Annotated in this window: 20 protein-coding genes; 5 read left to right on the top strand and 15 right to left on the bottom strand. The window is 65.9% G+C overall.

Going from position 1 to position 24,662, the window contains the following annotated elements; translation table 11 throughout:
• Positions 1–16: 16 nt before the first annotated feature.
• From AB4Z16_RS11300 to AB4Z16_RS11290, 3 genes are read left to right on the top strand one after another with little or no spacing between them, the layout of a single operon-like run.
• Complete coding sequence (locus AB4Z16_RS11300) at positions 17–1,966, top strand: PrkA family serine protein kinase (protein WP_441511439.1); 1,950 nt, start codon at positions 17–19, stop codon at positions 1,964–1,966.
• 19 nt (positions 1,967–1,985) lie between these two features.
• Positions 1,986–3,293 (top strand): YeaH/YhbH family protein, encoded by a 1,308-nt coding sequence (locus AB4Z16_RS11295; RefSeq protein WP_441511438.1) that lies wholly within the window; start codon positions 1,986–1,988, stop codon positions 3,291–3,293.
• An 11-nt stretch (positions 3,294–3,304) separates the two neighbouring features.
• Complete coding sequence (locus AB4Z16_RS11290) at positions 3,305–4,852, top strand: SpoVR family protein (protein WP_441511437.1); 1,548 nt, start codon at positions 3,305–3,307, stop codon at positions 4,850–4,852.
• A 227-nt stretch (positions 4,853–5,079) separates the two neighbouring features.
• Here AB4Z16_RS11290 and AB4Z16_RS11285 read toward each other — a convergent pair whose 3' ends face one another.
• From AB4Z16_RS11285 to AB4Z16_RS11235, 11 genes are all read right to left on the bottom strand, one after another.
• Complete coding sequence (locus tag AB4Z16_RS11285) at positions 5,080–5,385, bottom strand: hypothetical protein (protein WP_441511436.1); 306 nt, start codon at positions 5,383–5,385, stop codon at positions 5,080–5,082.
• A 292-nt stretch (positions 5,386–5,677) separates the two neighbouring features.
• On the bottom strand, positions 5,678–6,721 hold the full coding sequence (locus AB4Z16_RS11280) for an ABC transporter ATP-binding protein (protein ID WP_441511435.1): 1,044 nt from the start codon (positions 6,719–6,721) through the stop codon (positions 5,678–5,680).
• Positions 6,718–8,298, bottom strand: a complete 1,581-nt coding sequence (locus AB4Z16_RS11275) for an ABC transporter permease (protein WP_441511434.1) — start codon at positions 8,296–8,298, stop codon at positions 6,718–6,720. The genes AB4Z16_RS11280 and AB4Z16_RS11275 overlap by 4 nt, the downstream gene beginning before the upstream one ends.
• Positions 8,299–8,353: 55 nt before the next feature.
• A complete protein-coding gene (locus AB4Z16_RS11270) occupies positions 8,354–9,361 on the bottom strand; it encodes an iron ABC transporter substrate-binding protein (RefSeq protein ID WP_441511433.1) in 1,008 nt (335 codons plus the stop codon).
• 274 nt (positions 9,362–9,635) lie between these two features.
• Positions 9,636–10,670, bottom strand: coding sequence for an SIS domain-containing protein (locus AB4Z16_RS11265; RefSeq protein ID WP_441511432.1), 1,035 nt, complete (start codon positions 10,668–10,670; stop codon positions 9,636–9,638).
• Positions 10,663–11,619: a carbohydrate kinase family protein gene (locus AB4Z16_RS11260; RefSeq protein WP_441511431.1), complete on the bottom strand. Its 957-nt coding sequence runs from the start codon at positions 11,617–11,619 to the stop codon at positions 10,663–10,665. The genes AB4Z16_RS11265 and AB4Z16_RS11260 overlap by 8 nt, the downstream gene beginning before the upstream one ends.
• The gene (locus AB4Z16_RS11255; protein ID WP_441511430.1) at positions 11,619–12,686 is read right to left on the bottom strand and encodes an ABC transporter ATP-binding protein; all 1,068 of its coding nucleotides are present in this window, start codon (positions 12,684–12,686) and stop codon (positions 11,619–11,621) included. Before AB4Z16_RS11255 ends, AB4Z16_RS11260 begins: the two co-directional genes overlap by 1 nt.
• Positions 12,686–14,203: an argininosuccinate lyase gene (gene argH, locus AB4Z16_RS11250; protein WP_441511429.1), complete on the bottom strand. Its 1,518-nt coding sequence runs from the start codon at positions 14,201–14,203 to the stop codon at positions 12,686–12,688. The genes AB4Z16_RS11255 and argH overlap by 1 nt, the downstream gene beginning before the upstream one ends.
• Before the next feature lie 6 nt (positions 14,204–14,209).
• A complete protein-coding gene (locus AB4Z16_RS11245) occupies positions 14,210–15,052 on the bottom strand; it encodes a carbohydrate ABC transporter permease (protein WP_441511428.1) in 843 nt (280 codons plus the stop codon).
• Positions 15,052–15,987 carry a carbohydrate ABC transporter permease gene (locus tag AB4Z16_RS11240; protein ID WP_441511427.1) on the bottom strand — a complete coding sequence of 312 codons (936 nt, stop codon included), beginning with the start codon at positions 15,985–15,987 and terminating at the stop codon, positions 15,052–15,054. The genes AB4Z16_RS11245 and AB4Z16_RS11240 overlap by 1 nt, the downstream gene beginning before the upstream one ends.
• A 38-nt stretch (positions 15,988–16,025) precedes the next feature.
• Positions 16,026–17,285, bottom strand: coding sequence for an extracellular solute-binding protein (locus AB4Z16_RS11235; protein WP_441511426.1), 1,260 nt, complete (start codon positions 17,283–17,285; stop codon positions 16,026–16,028).
• 163 nt (positions 17,286–17,448) lie between these two features.
• Here AB4Z16_RS11235 and AB4Z16_RS11230 point away from each other — a divergent pair, with 163 nt between their 5' ends.
• Positions 17,449–18,708, top strand: coding sequence for an ROK family transcriptional regulator (locus AB4Z16_RS11230; RefSeq protein ID WP_441511425.1), 1,260 nt, complete (start codon positions 17,449–17,451; stop codon positions 18,706–18,708).
• A 114-nt stretch (positions 18,709–18,822) separates the two neighbouring features.
• Here the strand turns inward: AB4Z16_RS11230 and hemN are convergent, their stop codons facing one another.
• Entirely contained in the window at positions 18,823–20,166 is a 1,344-nt protein-coding gene (gene hemN, locus AB4Z16_RS11225) for an oxygen-independent coproporphyrinogen III oxidase (protein WP_441511424.1), read from the bottom strand.
• 243 nt (positions 20,167–20,409) lie between these two features.
• Complete coding sequence (locus tag AB4Z16_RS11220) at positions 20,410–21,354, bottom strand: LysR family transcriptional regulator ArgP (protein ID WP_441511423.1); 945 nt, start codon at positions 21,352–21,354, stop codon at positions 20,410–20,412.
• Between the two features lie 68 nt (positions 21,355–21,422).
• On the opposite strand from AB4Z16_RS11220, the gene AB4Z16_RS11215 reads away from it, so the two are divergent.
• Positions 21,423–22,049, top strand: a complete 627-nt coding sequence (locus tag AB4Z16_RS11215) for a LysE/ArgO family amino acid transporter (RefSeq protein WP_441511422.1) — start codon at positions 21,423–21,425, stop codon at positions 22,047–22,049.
• A 6-nt stretch (positions 22,050–22,055) separates the two neighbouring features.
• Here AB4Z16_RS11215 and AB4Z16_RS11210 read toward each other — a convergent pair whose 3' ends face one another.
• Together AB4Z16_RS11210 and AB4Z16_RS11205 are read right to left on the bottom strand one after the other, a co-directional pair.
• The gene (locus AB4Z16_RS11210) at positions 22,056–23,138 is read right to left on the bottom strand and encodes a hypothetical protein (protein WP_441511421.1); all 1,083 of its coding nucleotides are present in this window, start codon (positions 23,136–23,138) and stop codon (positions 22,056–22,058) included.
• Between the two features lies 1 nt (position 23,139).
• On the bottom strand, positions 23,140–24,648 hold the full coding sequence (locus AB4Z16_RS11205) for a class I adenylate-forming enzyme family protein (RefSeq protein ID WP_441511420.1): 1,509 nt from the start codon (positions 24,646–24,648) through the stop codon (positions 23,140–23,142).
• Positions 24,649–24,662: the final 14 nt, after the last annotated feature.

The raw sequence follows: 24,662 nt of genomic DNA, 5'->3' as shown, positions 1-24,662 counted from the left end.
TCGGTGGATGGCTGCCATGATCGAGAGAGACAGCGAGGTATTCCGCTTATTCTCCGAGGATTACCGGAGCTACTCACAGGAGGAGATGAGCCTGCAGGAATACCTGCTGGCATGTCGCGAAGATAAGTCGATGTACGCGTCCGCGGCCGAGCGGATGGTCGATGCGATCGGCGCACCGAAACTTCTCGATACCAGCAAGGATGAGCGGCTTGGTCGGATTTTCGCCAATCGGACCATCAAGATCTATCCTTCCTTCGCCGATTTCTACGGCATGGAGGATACGATCGAGCGGATCGCGGGTTATTTCCGCTATGCTTCGCAAGGGCTGGAGGAGCGCAAGCAGATCCTCTACCTGCTCGGGCCCGTCGGCGGCGGGAAGTCCTCGCTGGCAGAGCGGCTGAAGAAGCTCATGGAGGAGCGGCCGTTCTACACGCTCAAGGTGGGCGGCAAGATCAGCCCTGTTTTCGAATCGCCGCTGGGCCTGTTCCATCCGGAGCGCATGGGCGGCCTCTTCGAGGACAAATACGGCATCGCGCGGCGCAGGCTGAACGGCCTCATTTCGCCCTGGGCAGCGAAGCGACTGGACGAATTATCCGGCGACATCTCCAAGTTCAGCGTGGTCAGGCTGATGCCGTCGCGGCTGCGCCAGATCGGCATCGCCAAGACCGAGCCGGGGGACGAGAACAACCAGGATGTCTCGACACTGGTCGGCAAGGTGGATATCCGCCAGCTCGAAAATTTCAGCCAGTCGGACCCGGACGCCTATTCCTATAGCGGCGGGCTGAACCGTACGACGCAGGGCCTGCTCGAATTCGTCGAGATGTTCAAGGCACCGATCAAGGTTTTGCATCCCCTGCTCACCGCGACCCAGGAGGGCAGCTACAACGGCACCGAGAACTTCGGCGCATTCCCCTATCAGGGCATCGTGCTGGCTCACTCCAACGAGTCCGAATGGCTGCAGTTCAAGAGCAACAAGAACAACGAGGCCTTCCTCGACCGCATTATGGTGGTCAAGGTACCCTATTGCCTGCGCGTCACCGAAGAGCGGGAGATCTACGAGAAGCTGCTGCGCGAAAGCGAGCTTGCCGACAGCCCCTGCGCACCCGAAGTGCTCGATATTCTCAGCCGCTTCTCGGTCTCGACACGGCTGACCGAATTCGAGAATTCGCCCCTCTATACCAAGATGCGCGTCTATGACGGCGAGAACCTCAAGGAGCTGGAGCCGAAGGCGAAGGCGATCCAGGAATACCGCGACGCCGCCGGAGTCGACGAAGGCATGACCGGCGTGAGCACGCGCTTCGCCTTCAAGATCCTTTCGCAGACATTCAACTACGACACGCAGGAGCTCGCTGCCGATCCCGTGCACCTGATGTACATCCTGGAGGGAGCCATCAAGCGCGAGCAGTTCCCCAAGGAAACGGAAGCGGCCTATCTCGACTTCATCAAGTCGGAACTCGCGACGCGCTACGCCGAATTCATCGGCCACGAGATCCAGAAGGCCTATCTCGAATCCTACGGGGAGTACGGGCAGAACCTGTTCGACCGCTACATCGCCTATGCCGATGCATGGGTGGAAGATCAGGATTACAAGGACCCCGATACCGGCCAGATCCTCAACCGGCAGGTTCTGGACAATGAACTGTCCCAGATCGAGAAGCCGGCCGGCATCGCCAATCCCAAGGATTTCCGTAACGAGGTCGTGAAGTTCACGCTGCGTGCGCGGGCCCGCAACAACGGCCGCAACCCGTCATGGACCAGCTACGAAAAGCTGCGCGAAGTCATCGAGAAGCGGATGTTCGGACAGGTCGAGGACCTGCTGCCCGTCATCAGTTTCGGCTCGAAGCAGGACAGCGTGACTGAGAAGCGGCACCTGGGTTTCGTCGAGCGCATGGTGGAGCGGGGCTATACCGAGCGCCAGGTCCGGCGCCTCGTGGATTGGTACATGCGCGTGAACAAGGCGGGTTAACGTCGGCCCGAGCGGTCCCATGCCCATCTTCATCGACCGTCGATTGAACCCGAAGGACAAAAGCCTTGGCAATCGCCAGCGCTTCCTGCGCCGCGTGCGCACGGAGCTGAAGCGAAACATCCAGGAACAGATCCGAGCCGGGAAGATCGCCGACGCGGATGGTGAGCATGTCGTCTCGGTGCCGGCGAACGAGACGAGCGAGCCGAACTTCCGCGTTGCGAAGGATAGCGGACATCGCCAGTACGTCCTGCCTGGCAACAAGCATTTCTCCGCGGGCGACCGGATGCCGAAGCCGGGCCAAGGCGGCGGAGCCGGATCGGCACCGGGCTCGCAGTCATCCGAGGATGATTTTCGTTTCGTTCTGTCGCGCGAGGAGGTGCTCGACCTGTTCTTCGAGGATCTCGAGCTTCCCGACATGGTCAAGCTCAATCTCCAGGAAATTCTCGCCTTCAAGCCGCGACGGGCCGGCTTTTCGGTGAGCGGGTCGCCGACCAACATCAGCGTCGCGCGCACCATGCGGAACAGTCACGGCCGCCGGATTGCGCTCCGGCGACCCAAACGCGAGGAGCTCGAGGCGATCCTGCGCGAGCTGGCCAGCCTCGATTCCGGCCGGACCGATCCCGAGACCCGCCAGCGTATCGCCGCCTTGCGCGAGGAACTCGACCGGCTGGAACGCCGTCGTCGCGTTATCGCCTTCGTCGACCCGGTCGATATCCGCTTCAACCGTTTTGACCCGCAGCCCCTTCCGAACGCGAAGGCGGTGATGTTCTGCCTCATGGACGTCTCCGGCTCCATGGGCGAACGCGAAAAGGACCTCGCCAAGCGCTTCTTCGTCCTGCTGCATCTGTTCCTGAAGCGCCGCTACGACCGCACCGACATCGTCTTCATCCGCCATACCCATGAGGCCAAGGAGGTGGATGAGGAGACCTTCTTCTACAGCACGCAGAGCGGCGGCACCGTCGTCTCGACTGCGCTGGAGGAGATGCAGCGCATCATCACGCAGCGCTATCCCAGCCGGGAATGGAACATCTATGCCGCCCAGGCGTCGGACGGCGACAACCTCGCGACGGATTCCGATCGCTGCCTCAGCCTGATGGACGGCGAGATCATGCGCCTGTGTCAGTATTTCGCCTATGTCGAGATCATCGACGAGCGCGAGAGCGAGATATTCGGCTCCACGGACAACGGGACATCGCTCTGGCGTGCTTATCGGACGGTCAGGGACAGATGGCCGAACTTCGACATGAGCCGCATCGCCAAGGCGGCCGACATCTACCCGGTCTTTCGCCAGCTCTTCACGAAGCAACCGGCACTGCAGCGCGACTGAAAGGAGCGCCGATGCCCAGGTACGCGCACAGATCCGACTTGCTGTTTTCCGGCTCCGACTGGAACTTCCAGACCCTCTCGCATGCTTACGACGTCATCGAGGCCGTCGCGAAGGAAGAACTCCATCTCGATATCTATCCGGTTCAGATGGAAGTCATTTCTTCCGAGCAGATGCTCGATGCCTACTCTTCCATCGGCATGCCGCTGATGTATCGCCACTGGTCCTTCGGCAAGCATTTCCTCCATCACGAACTGCTCTATCGCAAGGGCGGGCGCGGCCTCGCCTATGAGCTGGTGATCAACTCCAATCCCTGCATCGTCTATCTGATGGAAGAGAACACCATGGCCTTGCAGGCCCTGGTGACCGCTCACGCGGCATTGGGCCACAACCACTTTTTCAAGAACAACTATCTGTTCCAGCAATGGACGGATGCCAGCGCCATCCTGGGCTATCTCGATTTCGCCAAGGGCTTCATGGCCCGCTGCGAGGAAAGACACGGCGTCGCGGCGGTGGAAGCGATTCTGGATGCTGCGCACGCGCTGATGGACCAGGGCGTGTTTCGCTATCGCCGCCCTCCCAAGCTCTCATCCGACAAGCAGCGCGAAGGACTGCGCGAGCGGCTGGAGTACGAAGAGCGCTCCTATAACGATCTCTGGCGCACCGTCCCGCGCCCGGCCGATGGCAGCAAGGCCGACGAGGCGGAAGCCAGCGTCGCCGAGCGGAAGAAGGCGCTCAATCTCCCGGAAGAGAACCTCCTCTATTTCCTCGAAAAGAACAGCCTGATCCTCGAGCCCTGGCAGCGCGAGATCCTCAGAATCGTCCGCGTCATCGCGCAGTACTTCTACCCCCAGCGGCAGACGCAGGTGATGAACGAAGGCTGCGCGACCTTCGTGCACTATACGGTCATGAATGCGTTGTTCGACCAGGGCCGGATCAGCGAAGGCGCCATGCTGGAAATCCTGCGGAACCACTCGAATGTCATCTTCCAGCCTGCCTTCGACGATCCCCGCTTTTCCGGCATCAATCCTTATGCGCTCGGCCTGGACATGATGCAGGACATCCAACGCATCGCCACCGAGCCCACTGCTGAGGATCGTGACTGGTTTCCCGAAATCGCGGGCAAAGGCGATTGGCGCGCAATCCTGCTCGACGCCTGGGCCAATCACCGCGACGAATCCTTCATGCGCCAGTATCTGAGTCCGGCTCTGATCCGAAAATGGCGGATGTTCGTGCTGTCTGACGCGGCCGATGAGCGCTTCTACACCGTAGCGTCGATCCATAACGAACGCGGCTACGAACGGATACGCGCCGCTCTCGCCCAGAAATACGACATCGGAACGAGCTATTCGGATATCCAGGTCGTGGATGTGGATCTGCTCGGCCAGAGGCATCTGCGCCTGCAACACCGAGTCAATGGCGGCATTCTGCTGGAAAGCGCGAGCTGCGATGCGACGCTGCGCCGTATCCACCAGCTCTGGGGCTATGACGTCGTTCTGGAGGGCGTGGATGCGCAGACGGGAGCCAGGATCTACGAACGGTCCAGCCGTCAGCTAGCGTAACGCCTCCGAGAGGACCGGCCCCTGAACTGCGTTTTTCAGGCGCGCCGGCGCCGGATGGCCGGCAATTCGCGGCCACCTTTCACCTGAACCTCGAAAACGGACATTAACCGGGCACCCGGTTCGGCGGAATGGGCTGCAGAGCGGCGCCTGGTGTCTTGATCCCGCGAAACGGAGAGAAGCCCAGCCAACCTATCGCAGGCGTCCGTCATTGCTGTCCCCGCGCCCGATCACCAACGGTCATCGTAGTCGCGGCGATAGCCATATGCCGGCGCCCAGGGCGGCGGACCGCCATATCGGCGTCCGTAGCCGTATCCGCCACCATAGCCGTGACGGCGTTCATAGTAGCGCTGGCGCCCCATATTCTCCTGAATGATCATCAGGCGCTCGCGCTTGGCTTCGCTCATCGTGAATTCGGCCGCCTGCTTGTCGAGGCGCCGAGCAACGTCTCTGGGCAGTGCCTCGCCGGCATGCACCGACGTCAACGAAGCGGCAATACCGAAGCCAACAAATGCTGTGATTGCTAACCGACGCATGGGAATCTCCCTTTTTGCTCCAGCCAAGTAGAGCAGTCGGTTGTGGAACGCGGCCTGAACGGGATTGTTCGCGTACGTTCATCTTCCAAGCAGCCACTCCGGCTCGGCGTTCCCTCAGAAAAGGACGGCTGGCGGCAGCACGCGCTTAGGGAAGCGAAAACGCCGAATGAAGCGCGCATGAAGGCGCACGCTGGAAGGAGGTCTCGGGCGGCGGTTCCTCTTCGCGTGGGCGATCAAGGAGCAGCCATACACCGGCCGATCGAATGCCAAACGGTGGGCCGCGGTTCGGCGTCTATCGGGAACCGGGCAGCAGGAACGGCTCGCCCTTCACCGACACGAAAACGGTCTGTCCAATCTGCGGCCGGTCCATGCTCGAAACCTGCGCAGTGAAACGGATGCCCCCTCCGCCGTGGTTCGTCCGCAGCGTCACAGTGCATTGTGCGCCCCGGAATGCGACGTTCTCGATGAAGGCTTCGTGACCTGGACCGACTGGCGACAGCAGGAACTGCTCCGGCCGGAGCATGATCGTGCCTGCCCCGCGGCGGCCGCCGGTCTCGGCTTCGAACTCGCCCAGCCCGCAGGAGACACTCCCCTCCGCGATTTCGGCCTCGAACAGGACGGCATTACCAAGGAACAGGGCTGTTTCGACATCCGCCGGCCGCCAGTAAAGCTCGGCTGGTCGTCCCGTTTGCACCAACCGGCCCTCCCGCATCACCGCGAGTTGATCGGCAAAGGACAGCGCCTCGCCCTGATCGTGGGTGACAAGGATTGTGGTGATGCCAGCCTTGGCCAGCACGCGCGCAACAGCTTGCCGAACACTCTCGCGCAGCCCGGTATCGAGCGCCGAGAACGGCTCGTCGAGCAGCATCAGCGCCGGCTTCCGGGCCAGTGCGCGGGCAAGCGCAACGCGCTGCTGCTGCCCTCCCGAGAGTTCGTGCGGCCGGCGCTCCAGCATCGCTGGATCAAGCTCGACCAGCTCCATCAGCTCGCGCAAGCGGGCCGCCCGGTCAGGCTCGTTTCGCGGGATGCCGAAGCCCACATTGCCGGCCACGTCGAGATGCGGGAACAAGGCCCCGTCCTGGGCGACATAACCGATCCGGCGCCGATGCGCGGGGGCGATCGCCGGCCCGTCGGCCAGCACCTGCCCGTCGAGCACCACCGTTCCCGCATCGGGCGCTTCGAAGCCGGCGATGACGCGCAGCAGCGTCGTCTTTCCCGACCCGGAAGGGCCGACGATGGCGACGCGGCGGCCCGCCTCGACGGCAAGGGATACGCGATCCAGCGCCGCGATGGCGCCATAGCGCTTCGAGACATCCGAGATGACGAGCTGGGTCATGCGCCGAGGGATTTGCGTGCCTGAGCGTGCAGCAGCGCGGTCATCGGCAACGAGAGAAGGATCATCAGCACGGCATAGGGCGCAGCATTCGCATAGTCGAGCTCGCTGGTGAGCGCCCAGAACTCGGTCGCCAGCGTCCGGGTGCCGTTGGGAGCAAGCAGCAATGTCGCGGTCAGCTCGGTCGCCACGCCCATCGCGACCAGCGCCATCGCAGCGGCGACGCCGGGCGCCGCGAGCGGCAGCGTCACCGTCAGAAGCGCGTGGGCCGGGTTGCGGCCGAGCGCCGCCGCGGCGCGCTCCAGTTCGACCGGAACCTGCGCGATGCCTGCACGCAGCCCGACCAACGCGCGCGGCAGGAACATCAGGACATAAGCGAAGACCACGGTCGCGACGGTCTGGTAGAGCGGCAAGGCGATGCGCACGGTCACGGTGACGAGGGCCAGCGCTACCACGACGCCCGGCAGCGCGCCCAGATAACTGTGGCAGCTCTCCAGGAAGCGGGTGACCCGGCCGGGCGCGCGCACCGACAGCCAAGCCATCGGCAGCGCTGCCGCCGCCGCGACGCAGGCGCCGGCAGCGGCATAGCCCAGCGTCTCGGCAAGGGATGCGGCCAGCGCGTTCTGCCGCCAGACATCCTCGCCCGCGGCCATGAGCCAGCGCGTGAGTGTCAGGATGGGCACGCCGAGACTGAGGGCGGCGAAGGCAAGCGGCAGCGCCAGGGCCGGCAGCCGCCAGCGCCCCAGCCGCTGGCGCGGCGCCGGGCGCGGGGCGCCGGAGCCGAGCCGGGCGTAGCGTGCGCCGCCGCGCAGCAGCCATTCGAGCCCGATGAGGCCGCAGCAGCTCAGCACCAGCACGCCCGCGAGCATGTTCGCCGCCGGGCCGTTATAGCTCGACTGGAACTGGTCGATGATCGCGGTGGTGAAGGTGTCGAAGCGGATCATGGCGTAGAGCCCGTATTCCGCGAGCAGATGCAGCCCGACCAGCAGGCTGCCGCCACAGATCGCCAGCCGCAGCTGCGGCAGAACCACCCGCAGGAGCACGCGCGGCGGAGACTGCCCGAGCGAGGCCGCGACATGCTCGAGTTCAGGGTCGAGCCGGCGAATCTGCGCGGCCACGGGCAGATAAAGGAATGGTAGATAGGCGAGGACCGAAACCAGCACCGCCGCCGCAAGCCCGTGGAAGCGCGGCAGGAGGCTGACCCAGGCGTAGGACTGGACGAAGGCTGGCACTGCGAGCGGTGCGACCGCGAGCCAGGAAAGGAATTTCGCGCCGGGCATGTCGCTGCGCTCGGTGAGCCAGGCCAGCGCCACCGCCAGCAGGATCGCGGGCGGCAGCGTGCACAGTTCCAGCAGCAGCGTGTTGACGAGCAGTTCGCCGACGCGCGGCCGCCAGATCAGCGAGAAGGCCGTCTGCCAGCCGGTTTCGATCGCAATCCAGACGATGAATCCCAACGGCAGCAGGGCGCAGACGGAGACGCCCCCGGCGAGCAGCAGCATTGCCCGGCCAGCGAGATTGCGTTGCCGTCTGAGCGGCAAAACCGGCAGAGCCGGCGTATCGACGGACAGAGAAACGGTCATGGGACAATGCGCGTGCGAGGGCATCTCGCACGCGCATTCGATCGACGCAACCGGGTCAGAGCAGGCCGGCGGCGGTCATCAACTCGGTGACCTTCTTGCTGTCGAGCTGCGAGGGCTCGACCTTCGGTGCGTCGAGCTTGGCGATCGGCTCCAGCTTCGGGTTCGAAGCCTCGCCATTGCCGATGGCGTATTCGAAGGAATCGCCCTCGCGCAGCACGGCCTGGCCGTGCTTGCCGGTCATCCACTTCACGAAGGCCTCCGCCTCCTTCTTGTGCTTGCTGGATTCGAGCACGCCCGCGCCCGAAGTGCTCAGGAAGGCGCCGGGGTCCTGGCCGCGGAAATAGTGCAGCCCGACATTGCCACTGTTTTCGCCCGTCTTCGCCTGATCGCCGAAGTAATAATAATGGTAGATCAGCGCGCCCTCGACCTCGCCGGCATTGACCGCCTTCATGGCGACGCTGTTGCCGCGGTAGGCGCTGGAGTTGTCCTTCATCGCCTTGAGCCAGTCGCCCGTGGCCTTCTCGCCCTTGAGAACGAGGAGCGCGCCGACGATCGCCTGGAAGTCGGCGCCCGACGGCGAGGCGGCCCAGCGGCCCTTCCACTTGGCGTCGGCGAGGTCCAGCATCGACTTCGGCAGGTCGGCTTCCTTCAGCTTGCGCTTGTCGTAGACGAAGACGGTGCTGCGCGCGGCAACGCCCGTCCAGCGCCCGCTCGCCGGACGAAACTGCGCCGGAACCTGATCGAGAACGTCCTTGGGCAGCGTCTCGAACAACCCGGCCTTCTCGACCAGCACCATGGCCGGGGAATTCTCGGTGACGAAGACGTCCGCTGGAGAGGACGCGCCCTCCTGGACGATCTGGTTCGCGAGTTCGGTATCCGACCCCTTGCGGATCGTCACCTTGATGCCGGTCTCCTTGGTGAAGCCGTCGGCCCAGGCCTGCGTCAGGCTGGCATGCTGGGCGTTGTAGACCGTGATTCCGTCCTGAGCCCGAACCGCGTTCGCCGCGGCGAGGGTGACGGCGAGAACGCCGATACGGAGAGCAAGGGACGAGTACGACGCCATGGTGACCTTCTCCTGCCAACGCAGTTCGTGAACTGGGCCGGCGTTAGATTCCCAAGCGTCAAAGCTGTCAATTATTATTGTCTAGTTTATAATCTTTCGAAACAATACGAATCCGCCGACAGGCACTACTTTCGGGGTTCGTTTCACCGCCCTCCCCGGCAAGATCTTCGACGAGCCGGCTATGTCTCGCGGGATGCCTCGACCCCGGCACGCTCAGCGTCGCGATTGTCGCGGACAAGCTGTTCGGCCGCGCCGGACCGCCGACGACGCCCGCTCACACCGTCCGCGTTACCTTGGCCAAATGGGGCGGCCGATCGGGATCGAGGCCGCGGCTTTTCGCCAGCGTTGCGACCGCACCGTAAAACGCGCGAACCTGTGCCAAGGGTAGCAACGGAGCGGGCAGCGCAGGCGGCAGCGGCAGGGGCAGGCTCTTGTCGCCCCTCTCCTCGCTCGCACCGGCATAGCGCAGGTCCGCGCCGAGCTGCGCCAGGGCAGATGCGGCGGCGGCGACGCTCGCGCTACCTTCGTCGCCGGGGTCCAGAGCCAGCGCCGGGAAGCCCGGCTCGACCAGAGCCAGCGGGCCGTGCCGCACCTCGGCGGCGCTGAAGGCCTCCGCGTGGATCCGGCAAGTCTCCTTGAACTTGAGCGCGATCTCCTGCGCGATGCCGAAGCTCAGGCCTCGCCCGATCACATAGAGGCTACGCGCCTCGCGCCAGGTCGAGAGAGCCGGTCCCCAGTCGCAGTGCCCGGCAGCGCCGAGCGCTTCGGGCGCCTGCGCCAGCGCGGCGGACAGGGCATCGTCCCGTGTCCATTCAGCCGTGAGATGCAGGAAGGCGAGACAGGTGGCGAGAAAGCTCTTGGTCGCTGCGACGCTGTGCTCCGGCCCGGCCCGCAACGGCACGAGCACGTCCACCATCCCGGCGAGCGGCGAGGCCTCGTCATTGACGAAGCCGACCACGAGCGCGTCGGCGCGTTTTGCGGCTTCGGTCAGGCGCAGGGCGTCGGGGCTGCGGCCCGACTGCGACACGGCGATGAACAAGGCTCGGGAGAGGTCGAGCTCGCCGCCATAGACCGAAGCGAGGCTGGGTCCGAGCGAGGCGACCGGCAGACCGAGAGCCAGCTCGATCAGATATTTGCCGTATGTTGCGGCATGGTCCGACGAGCCGCGCGCGCAGGTCGTGACGAAGGCCGGCCGCTTGATGCGCAGGCGCTCGGCCAGATCGACCATGATGGCCGCGTTCTCCGCCCGTTGGCGGAGCGCGACCGCTGCGGACTCGGCCGCTTCCAGGGTAAGCAGTGCTTCAACCATGACGGCGCAAAGGTGTTTCGAGCAGTTGGTCGGCGAGGTGACCCACCTGCCGCGGGTCGAGCCTGCTGCCTGCCCCCCCGACACTCTGCACCGAAAGCGTGCCGCTGACGATGCCCTCGGCGAGCGCACGCGCGGGCGAGCTTCCCGCAAGCCAGGCTGCAAGGAAGCCGGCATTGAAGGCGTCGCCGGCGCCGGTGGTATCGAGCACCTCACGGCAAGGCGCAGCGGGCAGGATGATCTGCTCGCCGCCGTGGTAGAGCCGGGCACCGGCGCCGCCATCCTTGATCGCCACCAAGGCGAAGTGCTCGGCGAGGCGCTGCCCCGCGAGGTCGAGATCGTCGCAGCCGGCGATCACGCAGGCTTCGGCGGCGTTGGGCAGGAAGATATCGATGCCGCTGCATCGCGCGATGAGATCGGGCCAGCGGATGAGCGCGTCGTCCCAGCTCGGATCGAGCGAGACCGTGAGGTTGTGCCGGCGGGCTTCGCTCGTCAGATCGGGAATCTCGGCCAGCGTCGCGAATTCGGCGATGTGGAGATGGCAGGCACGGGTATCGGCGAGTGCTGCCTCCAGTGTCGCCGGGCGTGCCGGGCCGGCACGGCGCGAGAGAAAGGCGCGCTCGCCATCCTTGATCATCGCGACGGTGAGCTGCGGACCGGCATCGGCCGCACATTCGAGAAAGGCGAGATCGACGCCGCTGTCTTCCAGTGCGGGCCGCAGCGCCTGCGAGATCGGGTCCTCGCCGAGGCGCGCGAGCAGGCCGGCCGCCCGGCCGAGCCCGATCAGATGCGCAGCGGTAATGAAGCCGCCGCCACCGGGCACGACGGCGACCTCGTCGGCGAAACGCTCCTCGCCAAGCCGCGGCATGGCCGCCAATCCCCGGAAAACGAGATCGCAATAGAGCCGGCCAATGCTCAGCACCAGACCGTCCGACTGTGGTCGATCGGCCATCACAGGGCCTGCTCGCTTTTGGCGTCGAACAGACGCAGCGCCGATGCCGGTGCGCCGAGCCTGACTGCGGCGCCGATGGCAGGCGGCCGCTTGGCCGGCGCCGAGGCAAGCAGGAGGCCGCCCTCGGCCTCGACATGCACGAAGGTCTCTGGCCCGAGCGGCTCGACCACTGCGACCGGCCCGCAGAGAACGAGGTCAGCGCCCTCGCCCGGCTCCAGCACGCGCAACTCCTGCGGGCGGACGCCGACCAGCAGGTCGGCCGGAAGCGGGCCGGACCAGGAGAGCGGGGCCTCGCCGAGCTGGAGGATGCTCCGACCGGCTTCGGAGGTCGCTTTCGCCGGCACGATGTTCATCGTCGGCGAGCCGATGAAACGGGCCGTGAAGACATCCGCCGGCTTCTCGTAAAGTTCCATCGGCGCACCGACCTGCAGGATGCGCCCGTCGCGCATCACCACGATCCGGTCGGCCAGCGTCATCGCCTCGACCTGGTCGTGGGTGACGAAGACGATGGTGGTGCCAAGCCGCTGATGCAGCCGCTTGATCTCGAGCCGCATCTGCCCGCGCAGCTGTGCGTCGAGATTGGAGAGCGGCTCGTCGAACAGGAAGACGGCCGGATCGCGCACCATGGCGCGCCCGATCGCGACGCGCTGACGCTGGCCGCCGGACAGGGCCGAAGGCCGGCGTTCCAGCAACGCGGTCAGGCCGAGCACTTCGCCGACCTCCTCGACGCGCTTGCGCTTCTGCGCCTTGTCGAGCCCGGAGGTGTAGAGGCCGAAGGCAATGTTCTCGGCCACGCTCATATGCGGGTAGATCGCATAGTTCTGGAACACCATGGCGATGTTCCGCTGCTTGGGCTCCAGCTGGTTGACGACGCGCCCCCCGATCGCGATGGAACCGCCGTCGATCTCTTCGAGACCGGCGATCATGCGCAGCGTCGTCGACTTGCCGCAGCCGGAGGGGCCGACGAAGACGACGAACTCGCCATCGCGGATGTCGAGGTCGATGCCGTGCACGACCTGCGTCGGGCCATAGCGCTTGACCAGCTTCTCGATCGCAATCCCGGCCATCAGACGGCTCCTGCCAAGGCGGCGAATGCGCCGTTCAATTCCTGCCGCGCGGCCTCCTCGCGCTGCGCCATCGCGGTGGCGGCGTCCTCGGCTGCAGCAAGCCCGGTGCGATAGCCGGCCAGCGCTGCGCCCAAGGCCTTCGGGCCCGGCCCGCCGAAACGCTCGCGCAGGGCGACGAAGTTCTCCGGCGAGACGGCGAGCGCGAAATCCTCGCGGCTCAGCGCAGGCTCGCGACCGGCGGCATGGCGGAAGGCATTCGCAAAGGCCTCGTAGCCATCCCGCTGCAGGTCGCCATCCTTCGCGACCACGGCGCGCGCGACCGCCGAGGCGATCTCGTGCGCGACGCGGAACGGCACCCCCTCACGGCGCACCAGCGTGTCGGCAAGCTCGGTGATCGTGATGCAGGACCGGCGGATCGTCTCGGCGACACGGCGGCTGTCGACCGTAAGCGTCGGCAGCAGCGCGGCGAGCAGATCAAGCACGCGCTCACCCGTCTCGAAGGCCTGATAGCCCGCTTCCTGGGTCTCGCCCTCGCTGTCGTTCATGTCGGTGAAGGGCGTGTTGTGGACGATGTCGCGGGCCATGCGGGCGCGGCTCATCGTCTGCGAGGAGAGGTGGCGCAGATGCTCGATCGGCACCGGATTGCGCTTCTGCGGCATGATCGAGGAGATCTGCACGAAGGCATTGGGAACATAGATCTGCCCGACCTCGAAGGCGGTCCAGAACTGCAGGTCCTGGATCACGCGACCGAGATGCAGAAAGACGAGTTCGACCGCGCTGAAGACGCTGGTCACGTAATCGACCGCGGCAATGCAGCCATAGGAGTTCTGCAGCGGCGCCTTGAAGCCGAGCAGATGCGCGACACGGTGACGATCGAGCGGGAAGCCGGATGTGGTGATCGCTGCGGCACCCATCGGGCAGCGATCGAGGAGTTCGCGCGCCTGCATCAGCCGCTGATGGTCGCGCAGCATCACCTCGATGGCGGCGGCGAGATAGTGTCCCAGCGTCGAGGGCTGGGCCGGCTGACCGTGGGTATAGGCGACGATCAGCGTCGCCTTTTCGCGCTCGGCCAGCGTCAGCGCAGCGGCAATGACGGCGCGCAGACGTTGGCTTAGCCGGTCGAGCCGTGGCTTCAGCGCCAGCTTGAACAAGGTGTGGTCAATGTCGTTGCGGGACCGGCCGGTGTGCAGCCGGCCGTCATCCTCCGGTTTCAGGCGCTTGCGCAGCTCGGCCTCGACCAGGAAGAAATAATCCTCGACCTCGCCGGTGTAGCTGAGAGTCGCGGGATCGATTTCCTGCTCGATCGCAATGAGGGCTCGGGCGATCTCCGCAGCCGCCTCACAGGGGAGAATGCCTGTCTCGGCCAGCATGAGGAGATGTGCGCGGTCGATGGCGCGGAAGCCCTCGACGTGATGGGTCCTCGCCCCGTCGAAGAGCGGGCGCAGCACCGTCTCCTTGTAGACCGGGTCGGGAAAAACGGAGTTGTCGCGCAGGCGTGGGTCGGTGTTGTCTTTCATCGGACCTTATCCCTTCAACCCGGCGAGCACGACACCGCGGACGATGTAGCGCTGCAGCACCAGGAAGACGGTGAGCGTCGGCAGGGTCGCAAGCGCCGCCCCCGTCATGATCAGCTCCCACTGCACCTGCGCCTCGACGGCGAAGCTCGTGAGGCCGACAGGGAGCGTGTAGAGTTCCTTGCTGGTCGTCACGATCAGCGGCCAGATGAAGGCCGTCCAGTTGCTCAGGAAGGTGAAGATCGCGAGCGCCGAGAGTGCCGGCGTCACCAGCGGCATGGCGATACGCCAGAAGATTGCGAACTCGTTGAGGCCGTCGACGCGCGCTGCCTCGAGGAAGTCGTTGGGCACCGTCTCGAAGAACTGCTTCATCAGGAAGGTGCCGAAGGCGGTCATCATCCCCGGGAACATGATGCCCCAGTAGCTGTCGAGCCAGCCGAAGTTCTTGGCCATGACGTACCAGGGGATGACCAGCATCTCCGTCGGAATCATCAGGGTCGAGAGGATGGCGATGAAGACGAGATAGCGACCGCGGAACCGGAACTTCGCCAGCGTGTAGCCGACAAGGCTGTCGAAGAAGACGTTGGAGAGCGTCACGACGGCCGCGATGCCGAAGGAATTCGCGAACCAGCGCAGGAAACGGCCGTCAGAGAGAACCGTGACGTAGTTCTCGAGCGTCGGATGGGCCGGGAAGAAGGCGAGATCGTAGATCTCGGAGGAATCCTTCAGCGAGGTCGCGAACATGAAGGCAAGCGGCGTCACCATGATGAGGCCCCCGCCGAAGAGCAGCAGCCAGACGAGGATGCGACCCGGCGTGGCGCGGCCGGCAGGAGACGAGGCGATGGCGCTCATCAGCGATCCCTCAGCAGGCGGAGCTGCAGCAGCGAGACGCAGAGCAGGACGAGGAAGAGCACGACGGTCTGGGCGGCGGCATAGCCCATGTCGAACGAGGAAAATGCAGTCTGGTAGATCATCAGCACGAGCGGCTTGGTGGCGTTCAGGGGACCGCCGGGATCGCTGCTCGTCTGGCTCGTCATGTTGTAGACCTGATCGAAGATCCGCAGGAATCCGATCGAGGAGAAGACGACGAGGAAGATGATCGTCGGCTTGAGCAGCGGCAGGGTGATCCGCCTGAGGATGGCGAAATCGGGAAGCCCGTCGATGCGCGCCGCCTCGTAATATGTGGTCGGGATCGCGCGCAGGCCGGCGAGGAAGATCACGACCTGGAAGCCCAGCCCCGCCCAGATCGCCGGAGCGAGCACGGCAGGCAGCGCCTGCGTCGTGGAGCGCAGGAAGGGCTGCTGTGCGATGCCGAGCCCGGCGAGCAAATTGTTGAACAGGCCGATCGGCACCGGCTGGTAGAACCAGCGCCAGACCCAGGCCATCGCCGCCGCCGTAGTGAGGAAGGGCAGGAAGTAGAGCGCCCGGATGAAGCCGTGCATGAAGCGGACCCGGTCGAGGTGATAGGCGATCACGAAGGACAGGATCAGGCTCAGCGGCGTGCCGATGACGAGGTAGAGGAAGGTGTTCGCGAACACTTTCCAGAACACGGGATCGGTCAGCAGGCGCTCGAAATTGGCGAGGCCGACGAAGGTCGGCGGCGTCATCAGGTTCCACTTCGTGGTCGAGATCACGAAGGCCTCGAGCGTCGGATAGAAGCGGACCAGCCCGTAGAACAGGATCGGCACGGCCAGGAAGGTCCAGGCCCAGGCGACCTGCTTCTGCCGCAGGCTGAGGCCTTGCCAAAGGCGCCCGCCGGAGCGGGCGACGCCGGTGTCGATCGTCATATGCGTCCTGTCCCGATGGGCTGCTCAGACCGCCGCGGTCACTTCTTGTAGAAGCGGTCGAGGATCGCCTGCTCGGCCTTGGCGGCCTCGGCAAGCGCCGCCTTGGGCTCCTGGTCCTGGAGCAGAACGCGGTTGGCCATGTCGAGGATCACCTGGCGCTGCGGCATCTCGTCGACGAACACCGTCGCCTGCGAATAGTTCAGCGCCTTCAGGAACGGCCCGTAAACGGGATGGGCGAGGTTCTTCTCGGTCTCGGCGGCTGACTTGCGCGCCGGCAGCTCGCCGACCGTCTCCAGCCAGAGCTGCATCGATTCAGGCGTGGTCACGAAGGCCATGAACTTCTTGGCAGCCTCGAGCTTCTCGCCGGTCGGCTTCGTGGTGATGGCGTTGACCCAATAGCTGGCGAAGTTCGACTTCGTCCCGTCCGGGCCGGCCGGCAGCTCTGCGACGCCCCATTCGAAGTTCTTGATGCCCCCGAATGCGCCGAGGCGGAACGAGCCGTCGATCGTCATCGCCGCACGGCCGGCGCGGAAGGCAGCCTGCCCTTCGTCCATGAAGCCGGCGAGCCCGACCTTGTGGACGCGCTGGAGATCGGCATACCAAGCCAGCGACTTGGCGCCGGCCTCGCTGTCATAGGTGACGGTCTTGTTGTCGTCGGAATAGGGTTTGCCGCCCATCTGGCGCAGCAGCACCTCGCGCCACCAGTGATAGTCCTGGCCGGGGATGTCGAGCGTCACGCCGGCTTGCAGCATGTTGCCGGCGCCGTCGCGCTTGGTGGTCTTCTTGGCGACGTCGAGGAATTCGTCGAGCGTCTTCGGCGGCTTGGCCGGATCGAGACCCGCCTCCTGGAAAATCTTCTTGTTGTAGAACAGCGCCAGCGAGCGCACCGCCGTTGGCAGGCCGTAATACTCGCCATCGCGCTTCATCGCCGAGACGATCGGATAGAATTCCTTCTCGATCATCTCCGGCGGGAAGGCGTCGCGCGGCAGCGGCCGGATGACCTTGCCGGCGATGAAGTTGTCGACCCAACCGTAGAAGAGCTGGACCACGTCCGGCCCCTGGCCGGCGGGCGCCGCCGCGACGATCTTGGTCTGGTAGTCGGCATAGGGGAAGGTCGTGTGCTTGACCTTGATGTTCGGATTGGCGGCCTCGAAGCGCTTGATCAGCTCGTTCATCGCCTTGACGCGAGCGTCGAACACATACTGCCAATATTCGATCTCGACCGCCTGGGCGCGGGCGCCGGCGATGGCGCCGACCGACATCAACATGCCCAGGAACAATCCGCGAAAGCCGCGCATGGCCTCTCCCCTCTGGTTACGACGCCCGGTTGCTCCGCTCTCCGGCGGCTGGGCTGTCTGGCGCCATGCTTTTCCCGGCACCGGATCGCTGTCAACCTATTAATTCACTTGAATTGAATTAATAGCCGTCGCAGCTTGGCCAGACGAAGAAGCTTGGTTCCCGATGCCTCACCGCAAGCCTTCCCCAGCGCATAGTGCCGCCCTCGGCGCCAACCCCGAGCGGGCGCGCCACCACAACCGCCGCGTTGTGCTCGAGACCTTGCGACAGCATGGCCGGCTCGGCCGCTCGGACATCGCCCACTTGACCCGGCTGACCGCCCAGACCGTCTCGAACATCGTCGCCGAGTTGCTGGACGAGGGATATCTGATCGAGCTGGGCCGCCGGCGCACGGCGCGGGGCCAGCCGCCGGTCGAGTTCGCGATCAATGCCGATGGTGGCCTGACCGCCGGCATGGAAATCGCCGCGGACCACATCACCACGGTGCTGGTCGACCTGTCCGGGGACGTCAGGGCGCAGCGCGTCGCCCCCCTCCCCGACCTCGCGGTGGAGGCGGTGCAGGCACTTGCTGCGGCGGAGCTGGCGCGGGCGCGGGCGACGCCAGGGCTGCCGGAGCGACTGCTCGGCTGCGGGGTCGTGATGCCCGGCCCCTTCGATTTCGAGGGCACGCTCACCGTCGGCTCGACGGCGCTGCCGGGTTGGACCGGTCATGATGTCACGGCGCTGATGAGCGCGGCGCTCGGCACCCCGGTCACCATCGAAAACGACGCTACCGCTGCCGCCGTCGGAGAACATCTCTACGGGATCGGCCGCAATCTGCGGCATTTCTGCCTGGTCTATTTCGGCCTCGGTCTCGGCCTTGGGTTGATGTTCGACGGCGAGCCCTATCGCGGCGCCTTCGGCAATGCCGGCGAGATCGGCCATATTCCGGTGGTGCCGCATGGCGAGGCCTGCATCTGCGGCCGCCAGGGCTGCCTGGAACGCTATGTTTCGCCGGCGGCGCTGCGGGACGCTTTGCGCCGCGCCGGCATCGACCAGATCGATGCCGACGGAATCGCGCGCCTCCATGCCGAGGGGCATCCCGTCGTGACGGGCTGGATCGCGCAGGCGGGGTCGTTGCTCGCTCCAGTGCTGGGGTTGCTGGAGAATCTGTTCGATCCGGAGACCATTGTGCTTGGCGGCGCGATGCCGGACAGCATCATCGATGCACTGATCGCGGCAGCCGGGCCGTTGCCGCTCTCGGTGGCGAGGCGTGGCGATCGCTCTGTCCCGCGTGTCCAGCGCGGCGCCACCGGCCAATTCACCGCAGCGCTCGGCGCGGCAGCGCTGCCGCTCCTTGACGCGACGGCGCCGCGGCTGGTGCGCAACCCGACAAATGCCGACGAAGGCGAGCCAGCGGCGGCCGACGGCGCTTCGCCATCCTGAGCGCGGACATGCCGACGAGCACACGCGCCCAGAGCAGCCAAGCTCGGCAGCCAGATGCGCGCGATGACCGCGGCGGGCCCCCCCGAATAGCGTGATGGCGATGGCGGAGAACGCCTAGACGGCCCGGCTGTAGCGGCGCGGCGACTGTTCGACATGGGCATCGAAAACCGACGCGACCTTGCGCACGAACAGGCGCGCATTCTCCGGGAGCAGCACGCGGCTGCCGTCGAAGTCGACCACCCCCTCCGACGCCAATTGATCGAGGGCGCGCAGCGCAGGGGTCAGCACCTGGGGATCGACAGGGTGCCGCGCGCAGACCGCGTCGATATCCACTGCGAGATCGCACATCACGCGCTCGATCAGTTCCGCCCGCAGACGGTCCTCGGCGCTCAAGCGGTAGCCCCTGGCTGTGGGCAGCACGCTCTCGGCGATGCGCTCCGCATAGCGGCCGGTGACCACCTCGTTCTGGACATAGCCCTGCGGCAGGTGCCCGATCGCCGATGCCCCGAAGCCGATCAGCGCCTCGCAGGGATCGGTTGTGTAGCCCTGGAAGTTGCGGCGGAGCCGGCCTTCCGGCAGCGCCCGGGCCATCGCATCGTCCGGCCGGGCGAAATGATCGAGCCCGATGCGGACATAGCCGGCCGCGGCGAGGCTGCGCGCCATTGCCTCCGCCTGCTCGTGCCGCGCAGGTCCGCCGGGCAGGTCCTCGGTGGCGATCCGGCGCTGGCGCTTCTTGAATTCCGGCACATGGGCGTAGCCGAAAATCGAGAAGCGGTCGGGCGGCATCGCCAGGCATTGCTCGACCGTGTCGAGGCAGGATTGCAGCGTCTGCTGCGGCAGGCCGTAGATCAGGTCGAAGCTGATGGCGCCGATTCCCGCCTCGCGAAGCCCCGCGACCACGGCGGCGGTCTGCTCGACGCTCTGGATGCGGTTGATCGCCTTCTGCACGGCAGGGTCGAAGCTCTGCACTCCGAGGCTCGCGCGGTTCACGCCGGCAGCGGCCAAGGCGGCAGCCATGGGCGGTTCGAGGCGGCGCGGATCGATCTCCACCGCGATCTCGGCGTCGGGGTGGACGGTGAAATGCCGGCGCAGCAATCCGACCAGCGCGACGAAATCCGCCGGCTCGAGGATCGTCGGGGTGCCGCCGCCGAAATGGATGTGACGCACGTCGACGGGAGAGGAAAGGTGCTCGGCCACCAAAGCGATTTCGCCGCGCAGCGCTGCGAGATAGTCGATGATCGGGCCGTTGCGCAGCGCCACCGTGGTGTGGCAACCGCAATACCAGCACATCGAGCGGCAGAACGGGACGTGCAGGTAGAGCGACGTGGTCGTCCCGGCCGCAAGCGTCTTCAGCCACTTCGCATAGGATGGCCCGTCCACTTCCGCGTGGAAGTGAGGGGCTGTCGGGTAGCTGGTGTAACGCGGCAGCCGCTCGTCTCGATATGGCGTGGCCTGCATGGCGCGGCTCCAGTCGACGTTCAATTGAGCCCTTGTTTAGTTGTCAGGCCCAATCGTCGTCTTTGACATGCGGCAAACAGCGATGTGTCAGCCGGCTTCCATGCGCGCGTCAGTTAGAGACCGTCTGGAAACTCCAGCCCTCATCCCGAGGAGCGCCGTAAGGCGCGTCTCGAAGGATAGTCGAGAGGGTTCAGGAGCCTCCTGGAGCATCCTTCGAGACGCCATTCCCAAGGGAATGGCTCCTCAGGATGAGGGCTCAGTGAATTTTCTAGCGGGCTCTTGGGCTCTGTCAGCGGGTCCAAGCTCCTGCGCCGCAACGGTTCGGACCGCCAGTGTGAGCTGGTCGAGCAGCCGGGCCGCCAATCGTGTGCGCTGCCAGTAAAGCGCAACCTCGATCCGCCTCTGAGGCGGCAGCTCGATGAGGCGGCCGGCGGCAACCAGCGGGCTCGCGAGAGACACAGGGGCCATCGACCATCCAAGCCCGGCAAGCGTCATGTCCAGCATGCCCTGGGTCGATGGCGTCCAGTGAATGGGCGGCGAGATCGTCGCTCCCCATGCCTCCCGCGCCCATCGAGACTGCAGTTCATCGCGACGGTCGAAGCGCATCATCGGCGCGCGCTGCAAGCTCGATGCATCGACGCCCGCCGGAAAATGCCTGCTCGCAAATACCGGACTGGCCACGGCCAGGTATTCGACGATGCCGAGCGGATGAATTCTGCAGCCGACGACGGGGGCCGGGTCCGCCGTCACCGCCGCCAGGACATCGCCAGTGCGAAGCCGCTCGGCAGTATGGGCCTCGTCGTCCAGAACAAGATCGAGCAAGCCACCTGTTTCAGCCGCAAATTGAGCTGCTGCCCGGGGAAACCATGTGCTGACGCTGTCGGCGTTGACCGCGACACGCATCGCATAGGAGCCGGTTTCCGGACCGGCCGTCAGCCCGGGCAGAGCGCCGACGACTTCGGTCTCGATGAGCCGGACCTGCTCGACATGGGCACACAGCCTGGCGCCGATCTCCGTGGGGCGGCAAGGCGTGCCTCTCGTCAGGAGGATCGCTCCGAGCCTTTCCTCGAGTCCTTTTACGCGCTGGGAGACGGCCGACGGCGTAACGCCCAGCGCCGCCGCCGCCTTCTCGAAACTGCCTTCGCGCGCGACGGCGGCGACTGCTGCCAGCGCCTGATAGTCGAGCATTAGTCTTCCTAAATCGTCGTAAGAGAATTTAGTTAGACTACATTGGTGGCCGGGCGCATCAAGCCCGCATGACCAGCGCTCTCCTGCCAGCCTTCGCCAAGGGCTTTGCCCTCTCCGCCGGCCTCATCATCGCCATCGGCGCCCAGAACATGTTCGTGCTCCGACAGGGGCTGAAGCGCGAGCATGTCTGGCCCATCGTCCTCTTCTGCGCAGCGGCCGATGCCTGCCTGATCGTCGCGGGGGTGAGCGGCCTCGGCAGCGTGCTGGCGGTCGTTCCGGGATTGTCGCTGGCTCTCGGCCTTGGCGGCGCTGCCTTCCTCGCCTGGTACGGTGTCTCGGCGCTGCGTCGGGCAGCCAGCCCAACCGCACTCATCGTCGATCAGCAGGTGGGTGTCAGTCTCGGTGCCGCACTTGCGGGCACCGCGGCCTTCACCTTCCTCAACCCGCATGTCTATATCGACACGGTCATGCTGATGGGCGCCGTCGGGACGAGCCTGCCTCCTGTCGAGCGCGCGCCGTTCATGGCCGGAGCGGCGAGCGCGAGCTTCGCCTGGTTCGCTTCGCTGGGCTTCGGCGCTCGCTTCCTGGCGCCGCTCTTCGCCAAGCCGGCAGCGTGGCGCATCCTGGATCTCGCGATCGGCGTCATGATGCTGGCGCTCGCCGCGAGCCTGCTTCGCGGCGCGCTGGCGAGTTGACGCGCGCTAAGCCCTCTGCATCAGGGCCGAACGCAGCTCAAGCAGTTCCTCGCACACCGCCTCGAGCTCCTGCACCGCGAAGCCGTCGCGAAGAGCGGGGCAGTGTTCGGCGAGCCTGCCGCCGAGAATGCCGGTGAAGACGACCTTGCCTTCAGGCGAGACGACGAGACCGTTTTCCTGCTCGAACGACGCATTCCAGGCGACGGCTTCGGCTTCTGTGATGCCCGCCGGAAGGTCGAGTTCGAGCGCGCCATCGACGAGCCGGACCGGATAGCCGCCGGGCAGGCCGTTCGGCCCCGGCACATGCCCGCGCCAGGAGCGGCCAGCGGCCATGGCGAGCAGCATCGGGACGCCACTCGCGCCGGAGATCTCGATGACCGGTTCGGGCGTGAGCTGGATGTCTGCGAAGCGCGCGTAGACGTCCGCAACCTCAGCACCGTCCAGCCAGACGCGCGGCGGCCGCCCACCCCGATCTTCCGGCCGGCGGCGCCAGGCAGCGAGGTTCTGGTAGTGGGCGAGAACCTCGACCTCGCTTCCCGCTGGCGTGGCGGCCGAACCGGCGAAGACGTTGGACAGGATCGCGACATTGCCCATGCCGCAGGCGACGTCATGGCCCATCGCGCGGATCATGCCGTTGACCACGTCGGGAAAGCCGCAATTGACCAGTGTCACCGGCTTGCCGGCGCGCGTGATCGCCGCAGCGACGCGCGACGAGAGCAGCGCCTGGAACACCGCCGTGGCGCTCAGGCCGCCCTCGGCCACGAGCTGCGTCCAGGCATTGCCGCTCTGGGCGATCACCTGCGAGGTCTGGATCGAGGCAGCCTGGACGACGATTCGCGGGCCGGTCTCCGCGAGCATCTCGTCCGAGGCGTTCGGAGCAAGCAGGTCCACCGCATGGGTGGTAAAGCGCGCCTTCTTGCCGAACAGCGCCGCGCGGGCATTCGCAGCGGTCCGCAGCCAGTTCAGGCGCTCGCGATTGCGGCCGGCGATAACAACCTCGACAGGCTCGTCGGCCGTCGCGGCGATGTCGAAGGCGATGCGCGCAGCAAAGCCGCCGGTTCCGGAAACAAGGATATCGCAGCCAGCCATCTCAGCGCCCGATTGCCATCGCCGCCCTGTCCCAGCAATCATCGAGCCGAGGTGAGAGCTTATGCTTCATGATGCGCTGGCTCGCCGTGCGTTCGAACTCGTCGACGACGGCGATGTAGCGCGGGTTCTGGTAGGGCGCGAGGCGTTGGCCGAGCCAGCCGGACAGCGCTTGCGGATCGATGACGGCGCCGCCGCGCGGCTTGATGAAGAGCTTGATGTCCTGCTCGCCGACATCGGCGGCGACGCCGATCATCGCGCAATCCTCGACCGCCTCATGCTCGGCCGCGACATGCTCGACCTCCCAGGCCGAGACGTTCTCGCCCCTGCAGCGCACGCTGTCGGTCATCCGGCCATGGAAATAGAGATTGCCGTCGGCATCGAAGGAGCCGAGATCGCCGGTGTGGAAGCCGTCCGCGCGCAGGGCCTTCGCCGTCGCCTCCGGATTGTCGAGATAGCCGGGGAAGATCGCGCCGGGGATGCTGGTCTCGATCACGATCTCACCGCGCTCGCCGGTGGTGACCGCCCTGCCCTCGGCATCCTGCAGCTTCACCGTGAACCACGGCATCGGCGTTCCGACCGATCCCACGGCACCGGTCACATTGCAGGTCGTGAGGCTGGAAGCTTCGGTCATGCCGTAGCATTCGCGGATATCGATGCCGAAGCGATCGCGGAACGCAGGCCAGATGTCGGCGGGACAGCCGCCGCCCCAGGCGATGCGCACGCCATGTTCGCGATCGCGCGGCGAAGCCGGCTGCTTGAGCAGGATTTGCAGGATGCCGCCGAGGTAGTGGATATGGCTCGCACCCTCCGCCCTGACCTGATCCCAGAAGCGGCTGGCGCTGAATCGCTCGACCATGGCGAGCGTGATGCCTCGGATCATCGGCAGGGGCAGGAGCTGCGCGCCGCCGATATGGTAGAGCGGCTCCCAGACGAAGAAGACGTCATCCTGCTTCGCGTCGGACAGCAGCGCGACGCTCTCCGCCGCGAGCCGCAGCATGCGGTGCGAGACGATCACGCCCTTCGGCCGCCCGGTCGTCCCGGAGGTGTACATGATCGCGAAAACCGCATCGGCCGGCGGCGCGGGATCCTCGAAGACGTCGGTGCCGGTCAGAACCGCATCGAGCTCGCCGCCCGGCGCATGCGCGAGCCGCGGCAGCTCCGCTTCCGACGCCATCGCCTCGGCGATCTCCGGCACGAGCTCGGCATCGGCGACGACGAGGCGTGGTTGCGAATGGGTCAGAAGATAGCGCAGCCCCTCGCCGCGCTGCTGGGCGTTGACCGGCACCCAGGCGACGCCGGCCCGGGCGAGGCCGAAGACCACTGCGATGGCCGCGATCGAATTGCGCATCATCACGGCGACCCGATCGCCGGCCACGATGCCGCGCGCTCGCAGATGTCCGGCGAAGGCGGCCGAGCGCCGCTCGATCTCGGCATAAGTCACGGGCTCGCCGCAGAAGCGCGCATAGACGCGCTCCGGCTGCGCCTTGGCATGCGCTGTCAGAAGGCTCACGAAGCCGTTTTCGT

The organism is Allobosea sp. TAF32 (genome assembly GCF_052113585.1).
Taxonomy (GTDB): Bacteria; Pseudomonadota; Alphaproteobacteria; order Rhizobiales; family Beijerinckiaceae; genus Allobosea.
Note: the sequence above shows the minus strand (reverse complement) of the source record. Positions and strands in the feature narration are given on the sequence as shown.

What these genes read in the sequence shown, in the direction of transcription:
- AB4Z16_RS11300 (WP_441511439.1), top strand. Translation starts at nt 17, where the DNA reads ATGATCGAGAGAGACAGCGAGGTATTCCGCTTATTCTCCGAGGATTAC.
- AB4Z16_RS11295 (WP_441511438.1), top strand. Translation starts at nt 1,986, where the DNA reads ATGCCCATCTTCATCGACCGTCGATTGAACCCGAAGGACAAAAGCCTT.
- AB4Z16_RS11290 (WP_441511437.1), top strand. Translation starts at nt 3,305, where the DNA reads ATGCCCAGGTACGCGCACAGATCCGACTTGCTGTTTTCCGGCTCCGAC.
- AB4Z16_RS11285 (WP_441511436.1), bottom strand. Translation starts at nt 5,385, where the DNA reads ATGCGTCGGTTAGCAATCACAGCATTTGTTGGCTTCGGTATTGCCGCT.
- AB4Z16_RS11280 (WP_441511435.1), bottom strand. Translation starts at nt 6,721, where the DNA reads ATGACCCAGCTCGTCATCTCGGATGTCTCGAAGCGCTATGGCGCCATC.
- AB4Z16_RS11275 (WP_441511434.1), bottom strand. Translation starts at nt 8,298, where the DNA reads ATGACCGTTTCTCTGTCCGTCGATACGCCGGCTCTGCCGGTTTTGCCG.
- AB4Z16_RS11270 (WP_441511433.1), bottom strand. Translation starts at nt 9,361, where the DNA reads ATGGCGTCGTACTCGTCCCTTGCTCTCCGTATCGGCGTTCTCGCCGTC.
- AB4Z16_RS11265 (WP_441511432.1), bottom strand. Translation starts at nt 10,670, where the DNA reads ATGGTTGAAGCACTGCTTACCCTGGAAGCGGCCGAGTCCGCAGCGGTC.
- AB4Z16_RS11260 (WP_441511431.1), bottom strand. Translation starts at nt 11,619, where the DNA reads ATGGCCGATCGACCACAGTCGGACGGTCTGGTGCTGAGCATTGGCCGG.
- AB4Z16_RS11255 (WP_441511430.1), bottom strand. Translation starts at nt 12,686, where the DNA reads ATGGCCGGGATTGCGATCGAGAAGCTGGTCAAGCGCTATGGCCCGACG.
- argH (WP_441511429.1), bottom strand. Translation starts at nt 14,203, where the DNA reads ATGAAAGACAACACCGACCCACGCCTGCGCGACAACTCCGTTTTTCCC.
- AB4Z16_RS11245 (WP_441511428.1), bottom strand. Translation starts at nt 15,052, where the DNA reads ATGAGCGCCATCGCCTCGTCTCCTGCCGGCCGCGCCACGCCGGGTCGC.
- AB4Z16_RS11240 (WP_441511427.1), bottom strand. Translation starts at nt 15,987, where the DNA reads ATGACGATCGACACCGGCGTCGCCCGCTCCGGCGGGCGCCTTTGGCAA.
- AB4Z16_RS11235 (WP_441511426.1), bottom strand. Translation starts at nt 17,285, where the DNA reads ATGCGCGGCTTTCGCGGATTGTTCCTGGGCATGTTGATGTCGGTCGGC.
- AB4Z16_RS11230 (WP_441511425.1), top strand. Translation starts at nt 17,449, where the DNA reads ATGCCTCACCGCAAGCCTTCCCCAGCGCATAGTGCCGCCCTCGGCGCC.
- hemN (WP_441511424.1), bottom strand. Translation starts at nt 20,166, where the DNA reads ATGCAGGCCACGCCATATCGAGACGAGCGGCTGCCGCGTTACACCAGC.
- AB4Z16_RS11220 (WP_441511423.1), bottom strand. Translation starts at nt 21,354, where the DNA reads ATGCTCGACTATCAGGCGCTGGCAGCAGTCGCCGCCGTCGCGCGCGAA.
- AB4Z16_RS11215 (WP_441511422.1), top strand. Translation starts at nt 21,423, where the DNA reads ATGACCAGCGCTCTCCTGCCAGCCTTCGCCAAGGGCTTTGCCCTCTCC.
- AB4Z16_RS11210 (WP_441511421.1), bottom strand. Translation starts at nt 23,138, where the DNA reads ATGGCTGGCTGCGATATCCTTGTTTCCGGAACCGGCGGCTTTGCTGCG.